The 13,238-nt window shown below is 38.2% G+C and carries 13 protein-coding genes; all 13 read left to right on the top strand.

Annotated elements, in window-relative coordinates:
• The first annotated feature begins 3 nt into the window (after positions 1–3).
• The 13 genes from MW695_RS03920 (at position 4) to MW695_RS03860 (ending at position 13,079) form a co-directional block, all read left to right on the top strand.
• Positions 4–744 carry a cytidylyltransferase domain-containing protein gene (locus MW695_RS03920; protein WP_247103739.1) on the top strand — a complete coding sequence of 247 codons (741 nt, stop codon included), beginning with the start codon at positions 4–6 and terminating at the stop codon, positions 742–744.
• On the top strand, positions 741–1,283 hold the full coding sequence (gene pseG, locus MW695_RS03915; RefSeq protein WP_247103583.1) for a UDP-2,4-diacetamido-2,4,6-trideoxy-beta-L-altropyranose hydrolase: 543 nt from the start codon (positions 741–743) through the stop codon (positions 1,281–1,283). Before MW695_RS03920 ends, pseG begins: the two co-directional genes overlap by 4 nt.
• Entirely contained in the window at positions 1,244–1,825 is a 582-nt protein-coding gene (locus MW695_RS03910; RefSeq protein WP_247103581.1) for a glycosyltransferase, read from the top strand. Before pseG ends, MW695_RS03910 begins: the two co-directional genes overlap by 40 nt.
• The gene (pseH, locus tag MW695_RS03905) at positions 1,825–2,397 is read left to right on the top strand and encodes a UDP-4-amino-4,6-dideoxy-N-acetyl-beta-L-altrosamine N-acetyltransferase (RefSeq protein WP_247103579.1); all 573 of its coding nucleotides are present in this window, start codon (positions 1,825–1,827) and stop codon (positions 2,395–2,397) included. The genes MW695_RS03910 and pseH overlap by 1 nt, the downstream gene beginning before the upstream one ends.
• The gene (gene pseI / locus MW695_RS03900) at positions 2,375–3,424 is read left to right on the top strand and encodes a pseudaminic acid synthase (protein ID WP_247103574.1); all 1,050 of its coding nucleotides are present in this window, start codon (positions 2,375–2,377) and stop codon (positions 3,422–3,424) included. The genes pseH and pseI overlap by 23 nt, the downstream gene beginning before the upstream one ends.
• Before the next feature lie 260 nt (positions 3,425–3,684).
• Positions 3,685–4,554 carry a helix-turn-helix transcriptional regulator gene (locus MW695_RS03895; protein ID WP_247103571.1) on the top strand — a complete coding sequence of 290 codons (870 nt, stop codon included), beginning with the start codon at positions 3,685–3,687 and terminating at the stop codon, positions 4,552–4,554.
• A 378-nt stretch (positions 4,555–4,932) separates the two neighbouring features.
• The gene (gene tenA, locus MW695_RS03890) at positions 4,933–5,619 is read left to right on the top strand and encodes a thiaminase II (protein ID WP_247103570.1); all 687 of its coding nucleotides are present in this window, start codon (positions 4,933–4,935) and stop codon (positions 5,617–5,619) included.
• A 72-nt stretch (positions 5,620–5,691) separates the two neighbouring features.
• Positions 5,692–6,483, top strand: coding sequence for an alpha/beta hydrolase (locus MW695_RS03885; RefSeq protein WP_247103569.1), 792 nt, complete (start codon positions 5,692–5,694; stop codon positions 6,481–6,483).
• 222 nt (positions 6,484–6,705) lie between these two features.
• Positions 6,706–7,251, top strand: a complete 546-nt coding sequence (locus MW695_RS03880; RefSeq protein ID WP_247103562.1) for a phage tail protein — start codon at positions 6,706–6,708, stop codon at positions 7,249–7,251.
• A gap of 18 nt (positions 7,252–7,269) precedes the next feature.
• A complete protein-coding gene (locus MW695_RS03875) occupies positions 7,270–7,767 on the top strand; it encodes a phage tail protein (RefSeq protein WP_247103559.1) in 498 nt (165 codons plus the stop codon).
• Positions 7,768–7,791: 24 nt separating this feature from the next.
• The gene (locus MW695_RS03870) at positions 7,792–8,316 is read left to right on the top strand and encodes a phage tail protein (protein ID WP_247103557.1); all 525 of its coding nucleotides are present in this window, start codon (positions 7,792–7,794) and stop codon (positions 8,314–8,316) included.
• A gap of 25 nt (positions 8,317–8,341) precedes the next feature.
• Entirely contained in the window at positions 8,342–11,839 is a 3,498-nt protein-coding gene (locus MW695_RS03865; protein WP_247103556.1) for an InlB B-repeat-containing protein, read from the top strand.
• Positions 11,840–11,987: 148 nt separating this feature from the next.
• Entirely contained in the window at positions 11,988–13,079 is a 1,092-nt protein-coding gene (locus MW695_RS03860; RefSeq protein ID WP_247103551.1) for an AI-2E family transporter, read from the top strand.
• The last annotated feature ends 159 nt before the right edge of the window (positions 13,080–13,238 follow it).

The raw sequence follows: 13,238 nt of genomic DNA, 5'->3' as shown, positions 1-13,238 counted from the left end.
CAAGTGAAAGTAGTCGCCATCATTCAAGCAAGAATGGGTTCAACGAGATTACCTGGAAAAGTGCTAAAAGAAGTATTAAATAAGCCGTTGCTAGCCTATCAAATTGAAAGAGTACAAAAAGTTACTAGATTAGATGAGATTGTTATTGCAACGACAAAGCTTGCAGGAGATGATGCGATTGTCTCATTATGTCATCAACTAAATGTTCCTTTTTATCGAGGTGATGAAAAGGATGTCTTAGCTAGATTTTATGAAGCAGCCACGTCATTAAAGGCAGATGTCATTGTAAGGTTAACCTCAGACTGTCCTATTATTGATCCGCATGTGATTGAAAAGGGTATTTCCTTATTTGAAGAGTATCACAATAAGTTCGACTATATATCTAATACTATGCAAAGGACATATCCACGAGGTATGGATACAGAGGTGTTCTCGTTTGATGCGTTGAAGCAGGCATATTATATGGCACGGTCACATTCGGAAAGAGAACATGTCACTTTATTTTTTAGAAATCAATCTGATTTGTTTCGGATTTTAAATTTCTATTATAAAGAAGATCAAAGCGCCAATAGGTGGACTGTAGATACAATTGAAGATTTTGAGTTAATCAAGCGAATCATTGAGAAGTTACATCCAAATAACCCATTGTTTACATTGGAAGATACATTACAGTTACTTAAACAGTTTCCTCATTGGAAGCAATTGAATGTTCATGTTGAACAAAAGGAGAACGAGGATAAATGAATGTGGCTATTCGTACAGATGCCTCTGTTGAAATCGGAACAGGTCATGTCATGCGTTGTCTTACGCTTGCTGAAGAATTACAGCATAACGGTGCGACTGTTTCATTTCTTTGTCGAAAGTTAGATGGGAACCTCATTTCGTTCATTAATGAGAAAGGTTTCCATGTTCATTCATTACGTACACCAATAGAGCGTTCTTATGAAGTTGATCGAGACGTTACACATTCCAGCTGGCTTAGAGTAGATTGGAAACAAGATGCTTATGAAACGAAAAAAATACTCTTCCATACTAAAATAGAATTGCTCATTGTTGATCACTATTCGCTTGATCACAAATGGGAAAGTGAAATGAGAACAGTAGTGAGTAAAGTGATGGTCATAGATGATTTAGCGGATCGCTTGCACGATTGTGATATATTATTAGATCAAAATGAGTACATTAATCGAAATAATCGTTATAAAGGGTTGGTTCCTACCCATTGTACTCAACTGACTTCGCTTTGTTACGTTCAGAATTTAGAGAAGCTAGAAGAGAGTTAGCTGAACGGGATGGGGTACTTCGTCGTATCATGATTTTCTTTGGAGGGAGTGATCCAACTAATGAAACGAGAAAAGCGTTGAAAGCTGTTGGATTAATGAACAGAATAGACATATTATTTGATGTAATAGTAGGTCAGTCTAATGTTCGAAAAGATCAAATCAAAAGATTATGCAAACAGTACCCGAACGTTGTTTATTATGAACATATTAATCATATTGCAAACGTGATGCTAAAAGCAAGTTTGGCTATAGGGGCAGGGGGCAGTACAACATGGGAAAGGTGTTATTTAGGACTACCAACATTGACGATTATGACAGCAAAGAATCAAGAAAATGTCATTGCTTCTGCATTCAAATATGGGATCATCCATCATATAGGTGATAGTCAAAAAGTAACTGCAGAAGATATTGTGAAACATGTAGAACACCTACTAAAACACCCTGATAAAGTAAAGGAGATGTCATATTCTTGTATGACTATGATGGGTAAAGAGTTTCCTACTTCGATGGTGACCCAACACATTGTTGGAGGGGTTGAGTAATGGAACATTTTGTGGAATATACTTTAACAAGCATGAAAGAAGAACATTTACCACTCGTTTTAAAGTGGAGAAATTCGAAGTCGATACGACAATGTATGTATACAGACCATGTAATCACACTCAAAGAACACGAAAAATGGTTTCAAAAAATCAAACAAAGTGATCATGCAATGATTAAACTTTTATTTTATCGGGATCATCCAATTGGTCTTGTCCATTTCTCACAAATAGATCGACGTAACAAGAAAAGCTATTGGGGGTTTTATATCGGTGAACAAAATGCACCAAAGGGGTCGGGGACTGCATTAGGTTTTTTAGCGCTGGAATGTATATTTGAGCAAATAGGAATGAGAAAGTTATGTTCAGAGGTATTAGCATTTAATCAACCTAGTTTAAAGTTTCATAGAAAGCTAGGGTTTAAAGAAGAGGGAAAGTTTAAGAATCATATAGAACGAAATGGCCAATATATCGATGTATATGTATTTGCTCTCTTTAATGACAAATGGCTTGATGTTAAAAGAAGATGGTTAAACGGGAAAGGAGAGGATTATGAAAGGGATTCACATTCATGAGCGTACAATTAGTCCAAATCACCCACCTTTGATCATTGCAGAGATGTCTGGTAATCACAACCAATCATTAGAAAAAGCCTTATCGATTGTAGAGGCAGCTGCAAAATCTGGAGCACATGCACTAAAGATTCAAACATATACAGCAGATACGATGACATTAGATCTTACTCATAAGGATTTTGTGATACGAGATTCAAATAGTTTGTGGAACAACCAATCGTTATATAAATTATATGAACAGGCATACACGCCATGGGAATGGCACAAACCGATTTTTGAACGGTGTAAAGAGTTAGGACTAATAGGTTTTAGTACACCTTTTGATGAAACGGCTGTTGATTTTCTTGAATCATTAAATGTGCCATTATATAAAATTGCATCGTTTGAAAATACAGATCTACCATTAATACGTAAAGTAGCTCAAACAGGAAAGCCAATGATTATTTCAACTGGAATGGCTTCAGTTGGAGAGCTTGGTGAAACTGTTCAAACACTTAGGGAAAACGGCTGTCATCAGTTCATTTTACTTAAATGTACAAGTACGTATCCAGCAACACCAGAAAAAACGAATATCTTAACTATTCCACATATGAAAGATTTATTTCAATGTCAAGTTGGCCTATCTGATCATACTTTAGGAATAGGTGTATCAGTTGCGAGTGTTGCTTTAGGAGCAACAGTCATTGAAAAACATTTTACTTTATCACGTGAAGACGGTGGTGCAGATGCGGCTTTTTCTATGGAGCCTGCTGAAATGAAATCACTTGTTGCAGAAACAAATAGAGCTTGGCAAGCGTTAGGAAGCATTCATTATGGAGCAACGGATCATGAAAAACGTTCAATGATGTTTAGACGATCCTTATATGTGACTGAGGATATGAAAAAAGGCGATGTTATTACAGAGGAAAAGGTTCGAATTATTCGTCCAGGGTACGGGCTCCCAGCTAAATATTATGATATGATTTTAGGGAAATCAGTTAGCAAAGATGTGAAAAGAGGCACTCCATTTACATGGGACCTCCTTTAGAATAAGGTTTATTGATAGGCACTGAAAAAGTATGCTTTTTCAGTGCCTATTGGTATTCTTAGGGAAGTCTTTTGGACTATAAAAATGATATTAAAAGATGGAAAATGAATCATACATTCATACATACAATTAGTCTAAACGTAACTAGACAGAAGAGTTGTGGTCAATTAAACTTCTAATCATAATAGTGAGTAGTGTTGTTATGTTTTTTATGATAACGCTTACACAATTAAGAGGGACGTTAGAAGGAGGAAAGACTGATGGAATGTAATTGGTTGAGCTTCGGTTATAAAAAAAATGATACATACGGTATGGAGCATTTTCATACACATCGTGATTTTGAAATATATTATTTTCATGAGGGTAGATCTAGAATCTTTATTCAGCATCGTATATATGACTTACACCCTGGTGATATAGTTATATTAAATGGCTTAACGAAGCATCGGACGTGTCCTTTTCCTTCCCATTCGAATGTTCGCACGACGGTAGAGTTCTTTCCTGAATATATTGAACCCGTATTACAATCATTAGAAGCGATAGAATTGCTTGAGTTATTTCAGGATTTGAATAATTCTCTTATCCGGGTTGAGGATAAAGCGAACCTGACACAGATAGAGTCATCCTTGTTGAAAATCAAACAGCTATTGTCTCATAGTAGAGAAAGTTTCTCTATTAATAATCGGTTTGTAGAAAGCAAAGTAAAGCATTTGCTTGTGGAGCTATTATTTGAGATTAATCATTTATCTCAGTTACCAATTGCCGAAATTTTGACGAAAAAAAACACGTCAGATAGACAAATAGAATACATGTTAGCATGGATTATGGATCATTACATGGAAAAGATAAGCTTGGATCGACTTTCACAGGAATTTAAATTAAACAAACATTATATCTCTCATCTTTTTAAACAATCAGTGGGGATGACTGTAATGGAGTATGTCATGAGTTGTCGGATTGATCATGCAAAATTTATGCTTGAAATGGAGCCATACAAAAATATATCTGATATTTCTATGGACGTAGGGTTCGAAAGCAGCGCTCATTTTAGCCGAGTCTTTCGTCAAAAGGTAGGATTGTCTCCGTCGCTTTTTCGGAAGCAACGAGTTAGAAAGAGCTATCAGCAATGATGACAACGTTTGTATTATGAGTTGGATATGAATCGGTATAGTTGCTTTTATCTATATTGATTACGTATAATATATGGTAGATTTGACTAGGGGAGCACGTAGTTCAACTTTACTGGAGTGGCTCTGTATGTGCTAAGAGTGTTTCGACGCTCTGAAGTTGATCTAGTTCGTACTAGCGTAGGGAAGTGGAATTGGTCATTGAGTAGATGACATAATGATGCTACTTTTTGCTACCAAAACTATCTCTTGCGTAGGAGATAGTTTTTTGATGTACGTGGCTCTCGTTGTAGTCAATACGAAAGCGGATACAAAAAGGGCAATGGCTTTAACAAACCGCAAAGCGTGTTTGTTCTTAGATTATGAATAGGAGTGATTAGGATGAGTCAATTATTTACAGATCGTCTTTGGAACAGGGTTGAACCGATTTGGAATTCATATTTAGAGCATCCATTTGTGAAAGGACTAGGAGATGGTACGTTAGAACAAGAAAAGTTTAAGCATTGGTTAAAGCAGGATTATGTCTATTTAATTGAGTATTCGCGTTTGTTTGCATTAGGTGCTTCGAAATCAGAAGATTTAGAAACAATGACCACTTTTGCGAAGCTATTGCATGGAGTCTTAGAGGTGGAAATGGGTCTTCATCGAAACTATGCAGCTGATTTTGGGATTTCAGTAGAAGAGCTAGAACAAACTGAGCCTTCAGCCATTACGACGGCCTATACGAGCTATATGTTAAATCTATCACAACGCGGTGGGGTTGAGAATGTTGTGGCTTCAGTATTAGCTTGTGAATGGAGCTATCATTTTATTGGGGCCTCCCTTGCTAAATGGCCTGGTGCATTGGATGATAATTTTTATAGTAGCTGGGTGGAGATGTATAGCTCTGCGGAATTTACAGAACTTGCAGAAAGTAGTAAGCAATTAATGAATAAGCTTGCGGAAGGGAAGCCTGAACAGGAGTTAGCGAGATTAGAAGAGATTGTTGTTAGAACGAGTCAGCTTGAATATATGTTTTGGGATATGGTTGAGAACAAAGAGGGCTGGCCCGTTCAGGTTGAATTATAGAAAAAGCACATTCAATTTTAAATTGGAATCGAGGCATGGATTAGTATTTTTTGAAAAGGAGATTGATACACGATGGCAATGCTCCAAGTTAACTTTTATTCAAAAGCGATGAGAAGAGAAGTCACATTTAATGCACTTATTCCATTGGATACGATGGAAATGCCCGGGAGAGAAAAGGATGTGCAGCAGCCGATGCGAGCTCTGTACCTCTTAAATGGGTACACGGGTAGCCATACAGATTGGATTAGTTTTACTAGAATACGTGAGTTGTCTGATAAGCACCGTATTGCCGTTTTCATGCCGGCAGGGGAGAACCATTTCTATGTCGATGATGAAGACAAAGGTGCGATGAATGGGGAATATGTTGGTAATGAACTAGTAAAGTACACGAGAGAGCTGTTTCCTATTTCTGATCGGAAAGAAGATACGTTTATTGGTGGTTTATCGATGGGAGGATACGGTGCTATTCGAAATGGGTTGAAATATGCAGAAAATTTCAGCAAAATAATCGCATTATCCTCAGCATTGATTACGTATAAAGCTCAAAATGCTGATACTGATTTTAATGATGGTATTGCTGATTATAACTATTTTCGAAGAGTATTTGGTGATTTGACAAAGCTTGAAGGCAGCGATATGGATCCTGAAGCTCTAATCAAACGTGTAAAGGATACGAAAGTTGATATTCCTGCTATTTACATGGCGTGTGGAACAGAAGATTTCTTACTAGACGTAAACCATAAGTATCGCGATTTTTTAAATGCTGAGCAAATTGAATTTACATATGTGGAAGGACCAGGAGAGCATTCATGGGCCTTTTGGGATGAATATATTGTGAAAGCGATTACGTGGGCAGTTGAATGATGAATAAAAGTACATAGAGAAGTGTTTGTAATGAAAATGATAAACGAAATGAAAGAACCAAGCTAATGTGAGTAGCTTGGTTCTTTGCTTTTAGACTTTAACTAATTTTAGTCAGTAGTTTAACAAACCTTTAACTTCAGTTGATAAAGTTCAATAAAGAACTATTTTATGTAGGTCTTTATTGAACAGATAATGATTCAAATGTCATAGGAGGGACGATCAATGTATAAGGAAGACATGATGGATATGTCAGATCAATTTATTGGTGAAATTCGAACTTTTGCAGGCTCATTTGAACCTGAAGGCTGGGCATTTTGCCATGGGCAACTACTATCAATCTCACAAAATGAAGCTCTGTTCACGTTAATTAATAATCACTATGGCGGAGATGGTATAACCAACTTTGCTCTTCCTGACTTTCGTGGTAAAGCCATTATTCACCAAGGCTCCAACACGCAAACAGGTACGAGCTATCAGGTCGGACAAAATGGTGGGAATGAAAAAGTAACCTTAACGTTAAATCAGCTTCCACGACATACACACCAGATCATAGCTTCGGATGAAGAAGGAGTGGAGAAGTCACCAGCCAATCACTATTGGGCTTCGGCTGGAGTGAAACAATACTCTAACAAACGTCCAGATCAGGTTATGGATACAAAAGGAATGGAACAATCAGGAGGATTAGAAGCGCATGATAATATGATGCCATTCTTCACCTTAAATTACATTATTGCCCTTGAAGGCTTGTATCCATCAAGAAAAAATTAGTTAGAGGAGACGATTATAATGGCAGAACCTTTTTTAGGAGAAATTCGGTGTTTTAGCTTTCCGTTTGAACCTGAAGGCTGGGCCTTTTGCGATGGAAGGACATTAATGATCATAAAAAATCAAGCGTTATTTACTATTTTAGGCACGACGTTTGGAGGGAATGGAAGTACGACATTTTGTTTGCCTGATCTTAGAGGTAGAGTGCCTGTACACCGTGGAACAACGATTCAATTAGGAGAGAAGGGTGGAGAAGAATTACACGAATTAACTATAGCTGAGATGCCTCAGCATACACACCGAGTATTAGCGAGCTCTAACATGGCAACAACCACTCAGTCTGAACATCACATTTGGGCTCAAAGCGATAGTCAACCTTTTCATCATCAAGCAGGAGGGGTGATGAGAGATGACGCCCTTTCGAGTGCAGGGGGCAGTCAGCCCCATTCTAATATGCAGCCTTATTGTGTAGCGAATTATTGCATTGCAGTAAGTGGGTACTTTCCAACAAGAAATTAGAAGTCTATTTAAGGAGGGGATCTTTTGGATCCATTAATAGGAGAGGTTCGTTTATTTACAGGAAATTTTGCACCGAAGGGTTGGGCATTTTGCGATGGACAATTGATTTCTATATCACAACATGTATCTTTGTTTTCTGTTATAGGTACAACATACGGAGGCAACGGAACAACTACGTTTGCCTTACCAGATTTGAGAGATAGAATCGCGATTCATCAAGGTCAGGGGAGTGGATTGGTTTCAAGAGAAATTGGAGAGATAGGAGGCGAGAAGTCTATCACTTTATTAGAAAGTCAAATGCCACAGCACGCTCATGTCCCACAGAGTCAAAGTGAGAATGACGAGAAATCACCCATTGATGCATTATGGGCGGATAGTCCAACGGGGAGATTGAATCCAAATGTGTATTCTTCTGAAGCTCCTGATACTTCAATGAATTCAAGAGCTGTACAACCAGAAGGAGGAGGGGCTCCTCATAATAATATGCAACCATATGTCGGTATGCATTTTATTATTGCTTTGGAAGGGATTATTCCTATTCATTCATAGTAGCTTAGATTAAAGAGGTGAGAAAATGAGTTCAAAAAGACTGAAGATAATCCTTTGTGTTCTATTAATGATGTTTTATCAGCTACAGGGTTTTGCTTTAAGAGTCGATATGGTAGAAGCCTCAACTTCCCCAGATTTGCATCATGATTTTACTATTTCGAATTGGTTAGACAATACAACAAATGGATTTGAAGCTGTTGAAGCGACTCAACCTTTAGTAGATGATCCTGGTGTAGGGTTGTATTTTGATTTGCCAGAACCAGGATCAGGAACAGTAAGGTTTCAGCCATCTGATGTATTTACAGGTGGTACATTTGATTTAGTTCGTTTTCAATTTCATTCAGGTTTTGGAAGTGTGACGGCTTCATTGGAAATTTCCGCTTATGATGTCAATGGACAGTTAATCGGTTCTCCTGCTCGTTTGGATACAAGTTCTGATAATCAGACTGATTATGAATTGTTCATGAATTTTCAAAATGTGAGCTATTTTGATGTAACGTTAACAAATGGGGGAGGAGGAAATGATGATCTACATCACTTGACTTTAATTGGTTTTACAATAGAGAATCCACTGTTCTATGGTGATGCTGAACAACCTGTAATCACTTCCCAACCTATAGGAGTTACAGTCGATCAATTTGAATCCAAACCACTTTTGCAGACGGTAGCAGCTATTAATGATTCAGGGACATTGTCATACCAATGGTATAGTCATGAAGAGAACGCTAATGAAGGTGGTATCCCCATTTTAGGAGCAACAAGTTCGACCTATGAAGCACCTACAGAAGTAGCAGGAACGACGTATTATTATGCGATTGTGACAAACACAAATAATCAGGTAAATGGAGAAAATATAGCAACGACAGCGACTGAAGCAGCTCCTGTCACTGTTAATCCGAAAACCTATACTATTACATTTGATTCAATAGGTGGAAGCGATGTGACAGATCAAGTTGTAGAGCATGGAGATACGCTTACAGAGCTTGAAACACCAATGAAACCAGGTTTTACATTTATAGATTGGTATATTGATGAGACATATTCGGATATATTTCATATAACAACTCCTATTACGATAGATATGACTCTTTATGCTAAGTGGAAAGCAAATGAATATATCGTTAACTTTCAAACTGAGGGAGGTAGCGAGGTCCATGATCAAACGGTGAGACATGGGGAAGTAGCAGAGGCTCCTGAAGAGCCTGAGAAAGTTGGTCATACGTTTGTTGGATGGTACACGACTCCATTGTATGACGAGGCATTTGATTTTACTAGTGCGATCACAGGCAACACGACACTGTACGCGAAGTGGGAAGTGAATGCCTATACGGTGCAGTTTGAATCGAACGGAGGAAGTGAGGTTTCTCCTGTAGAGGTGACGTATGAATCAATAGTGGAGGAGCCGGAGCGACCAAAGAGAGAAGGCTATACGTTTGTCGGCTGGTATAGTGATGAAGCGTTAACGGAGGAATGGAGCTTCGATGAGGATGTCATTACGGAAGAGACGACGTTGTATGCGTCTTGGGAGCTGAATGAGTATACGGTGACGTTTGAAGAAGTCGGTGGTAGTGAGGTCCATGATCAAACGGTGAGACATGGGGAAGTGGCAGAGGCTCCTGAAGAGCCTGAGAAAGCCGGTCATACGTTTGTTGGATGGTATACGACTCCGTTGTATGAGACAGAGTACGATTTTACTAGTGCGATCACAGGCAACACGACACTGTATGCGAAGTGGGAAGTGAATGTCTATACGGTACAGTTTGAATCGAACGGAGGAAGTGAGGTTTCTCCTGTTGAGGTGACGTACGAATCAATAGTGGAGAAGCCGGAGCGACCAGAGAGAGAAGGCTATACGTTTGTCGGCTGGTATAGTGATGAAGCGTTAACGGAGGAATGGAGCTTCGATGAGGATGTCATTACGGAAGAGACGACGTTGTATGCGTCTTGGGAGCTGAATACCTATACGGTGACGTTTGAAGAAGTCGGTGGAAGTGAAGTAGATGCTCAAACGGTAAGACATGGGGAAGTGACAGAGATTCCTGAGGAGCCTGAGAAAGCCGGTCATACGTTTGTTGGATGGTACACGACTCCATTGTATGACGAGGCATTTGATTTTACTAGTGCGATCACAGGCAACACGACACTGTACGCGAAGTGGGAAGTGAATGCCTATACGGTACAGTTTGAATCGAACGGAGGAAGTGAGGTTTCTCCTGTTGAGGTGACGTACGAATCGGTAGTGGAGAAGCCGGAGCGACCAGAGAGAGAAGGCTATACGTTTGTCGGCTGGTATAGTGATGAAGCGTTAACGGAAGAGTGGTATTTTGAAACAGCCCGAGTTACTGAGAATATTATTCTATATGCAAAATGGAAGGAGCTAGATAGTGAGGCGATTCTCCATGATTTAACGACAAATATAGGAGAATTAAGTCCGACTTTTCGCTCTGATCTTAATGAGTACACAATAACAGTAGGAGAAAGATATGACCGTATAAACATGACAACACTATTCACGGAAAGCGCAACTGTAACTATTAACGGTAAGGCAACACGTAACGGTGAAAAAAGTGAAGATATTTTACTAAACAGTGGTAAAAATGAAATTGAAATCGTTATAACTGCTGAAAACGGTCATATTAATAAGTATATTGTGAAAGTTAATCGATTAAAACAAATCGTAGAAAGTACCCCTATTGAAGTCAATGGAACGGCTGTTGTTCGAGATGATGAGGTTCATTCAGTTGATTACAATGGAGTGCTAGTAGCTACTCTAAATAATGAATTGGCAAATATAGAAAAGTTCCAATTATCTATAGAACAAGTTGCAACCCTTCGCAAGCGAAATGTCAATGTAATGGTTGTAAAGGATGATGTAACAGTCAATGTAGCAATCGCTAATTTTTATAGTTCAGAAGATTTACTCATTTATCTTGAAAGAATAGGGGAACAGAGGAATTGGCCAAATGCTTCTGATCGTTCGAAAAGTTCCATATATGATTTCACTATTAAACAGAACGGTAAGAAGATAAGAGAGTTTGAACATTCTATTGAATTAGTGTTTCCGATTGATGATTCAGATGAATATATTGTGGATGAATTAAAAGTGTATTTTTGGAATGCAGAACTCGAGCAATGGGAGGATGTAGGAGGATCGTATGTGGACGGCTTCATAAGAGCAATGACGAATCATTTTAGTATTTTTGCTGTGTTTCATCCAAATGACATTTCGGGTATAGAGGATAACGAGGATGACACGAAGGAAGAGGATGACACGAAGGAAGAGGATGACACGAAGGAAGAGGATGACACGAAGGAAGAGGATGACACGAAGGAAGAGGACGACACGAAGGAAGCAAAATACAAAAATGAAATGAAGAAAAAGGAACGCAACCGGCAAACTGATCATACTGAAGGGGTCTTGCCTGTTACATCGACTCAATTCGTTCAATGGTTTTTAATTGGGATCTTATTTGTCTTGTTAGGTACAGGATTAACTACTACACGCCAAAAGATAAAAAAATAAGTAAATAATGAGTTAGGTTTAGAAAGGACTACTGATAAGCAAAAAAGCTACTTTCAGTAGTCTTTTTTCTGTTGACAGATGACGATAAAATTTGGAAGTGCTAAAATGAATGGGAAGCAGTTATCTAAGTCAAAGGAGATCATTCGCCGTGTACATAAAAACATTAAAAGTCGGGTCCATCATTATCATGCTGTTTGTCATTATTTATTTGGGCACCTTGATTGATTGGATCTTTCGACCGGTTGTCGTGTTTGTTCAAACATTATTTTTCCCAATCCTGATAGCGGGAATCTTATTCTATCTGTTAAGACCTCTCGTACATTTGCTAAGTAAAAAAGTCCCTAGAGTGTTATCTATTTTGATTATATATGTCGCTTTACTAATAGCCGGTACGATTTTTATTTCGATCATTGGACCGGAAATCCAAAAGCAATTTACGAATTTTATAAATAATATTCCCGCTATTTTTGCTGAGCTGCAGTTATTAATTGCGGAAATACAGCGAAATGAATGGATTGATCGTATAGGTTTAGCGGAAACATTTGAAATTGAAGGTCAAATTGAACAAATAGGTGCTGTCATTGGAGGGATTCTTGGGGATCTTGTTCCTAGAAGTGTTGGTTTTATTGGTTCTATTTTCAATACATTATTAATGTTTTTAATTATTCCTTTTCTTCTTTTCTATTTGTTGAAGGAAGGAGAGAAGCTTCCAAAATATATGGTTCGTTTTTTTAACAAGGAGAAAAAAGATGAAGTGAGCACAATATTGACGAATATGGATAAAACATTAAGTAGCTATATTCAAGGGGTTTTAATTGTTTGCTCATTCATTGGTGTTCTTTATTACATTGGCTTTACGAGTATTGGCTTAGAGTATGCGTTGATTTTAGCGATGATTGGTATGCTCACAAATGTCATTCCATATGTTGGTCCTTGGATTGGTGCCATACCATCCTTTATTGTCGGCTTGCTTCATTCACCGATGATGGCGCTACTCGTACTTATCATAGTTGTGGTTATTCAGCAAATTGAAAGTATTTTTGTTCAGCCACAAATTATCGGAAAGAAGATGTCGATTCATCCAGTGACGGTGTTAATTTTAGTATTAGTGGCAGGTCGTTTTATTGGAGTATTAGGAATGATTCTTGTCATTCCGACCTATGCAGTTTGTAAGGTGATTGTGACGCATTTGTATGGTTTGTGGAAGGTAAAGGCAGAAGAAAAGGCGAATATGACGTGAGGTAGGCTGATGAAGGGACGTACATGGCATTTGAATGGATGCTAGTGCGTTTTTCATTCAGCGATAGAAAGACTATCACGTACTAAAATTGATTTTATTATTGATGAAAGTGGTCATATTCTAATTGATGCGAGTGATTTTGATAAAGCTGTCATGTGC

The sequence above is a fragment of the Halalkalibacter sp. APA_J-10(15) genome, from assembly GCF_023017105.1.
Classification (GTDB): Bacteria; Bacillota; Bacilli; order Bacillales; family Bacillaceae_D; genus Halalkalibacter.
Note: the sequence above shows the minus strand (reverse complement) of the source record. Positions and strands in the feature narration are given on the sequence as shown.

What these genes read in the sequence shown, in the direction of transcription:
- pseG (WP_247103583.1), top strand. Translation starts at nt 741, where the DNA reads ATGAATGTGGCTATTCGTACAGATGCCTCTGTTGAAATCGGAACAGGT.
- pseH (WP_247103579.1), top strand. Translation starts at nt 1,825, where the DNA reads ATGGAACATTTTGTGGAATATACTTTAACAAGCATGAAAGAAGAACAT.
- pseI (WP_247103574.1), top strand. Translation starts at nt 2,375, where the DNA reads ATGAAAGGGATTCACATTCATGAGCGTACAATTAGTCCAAATCACCCA.
- MW695_RS03895 (WP_247103571.1), top strand. Translation starts at nt 3,685, where the DNA reads ATGGAATGTAATTGGTTGAGCTTCGGTTATAAAAAAAATGATACATAC.
- tenA (WP_247103570.1), top strand. Translation starts at nt 4,933, where the DNA reads ATGAGTCAATTATTTACAGATCGTCTTTGGAACAGGGTTGAACCGATT.
- MW695_RS03885 (WP_247103569.1), top strand. Translation starts at nt 5,692, where the DNA reads ATGGCAATGCTCCAAGTTAACTTTTATTCAAAAGCGATGAGAAGAGAA.
- MW695_RS03880 (WP_247103562.1), top strand. Translation starts at nt 6,706, where the DNA reads ATGTATAAGGAAGACATGATGGATATGTCAGATCAATTTATTGGTGAA.
- MW695_RS03875 (WP_247103559.1), top strand. Translation starts at nt 7,270, where the DNA reads ATGGCAGAACCTTTTTTAGGAGAAATTCGGTGTTTTAGCTTTCCGTTT.
- MW695_RS03865 (WP_247103556.1), top strand. Translation starts at nt 8,342, where the DNA reads ATGAGTTCAAAAAGACTGAAGATAATCCTTTGTGTTCTATTAATGATG.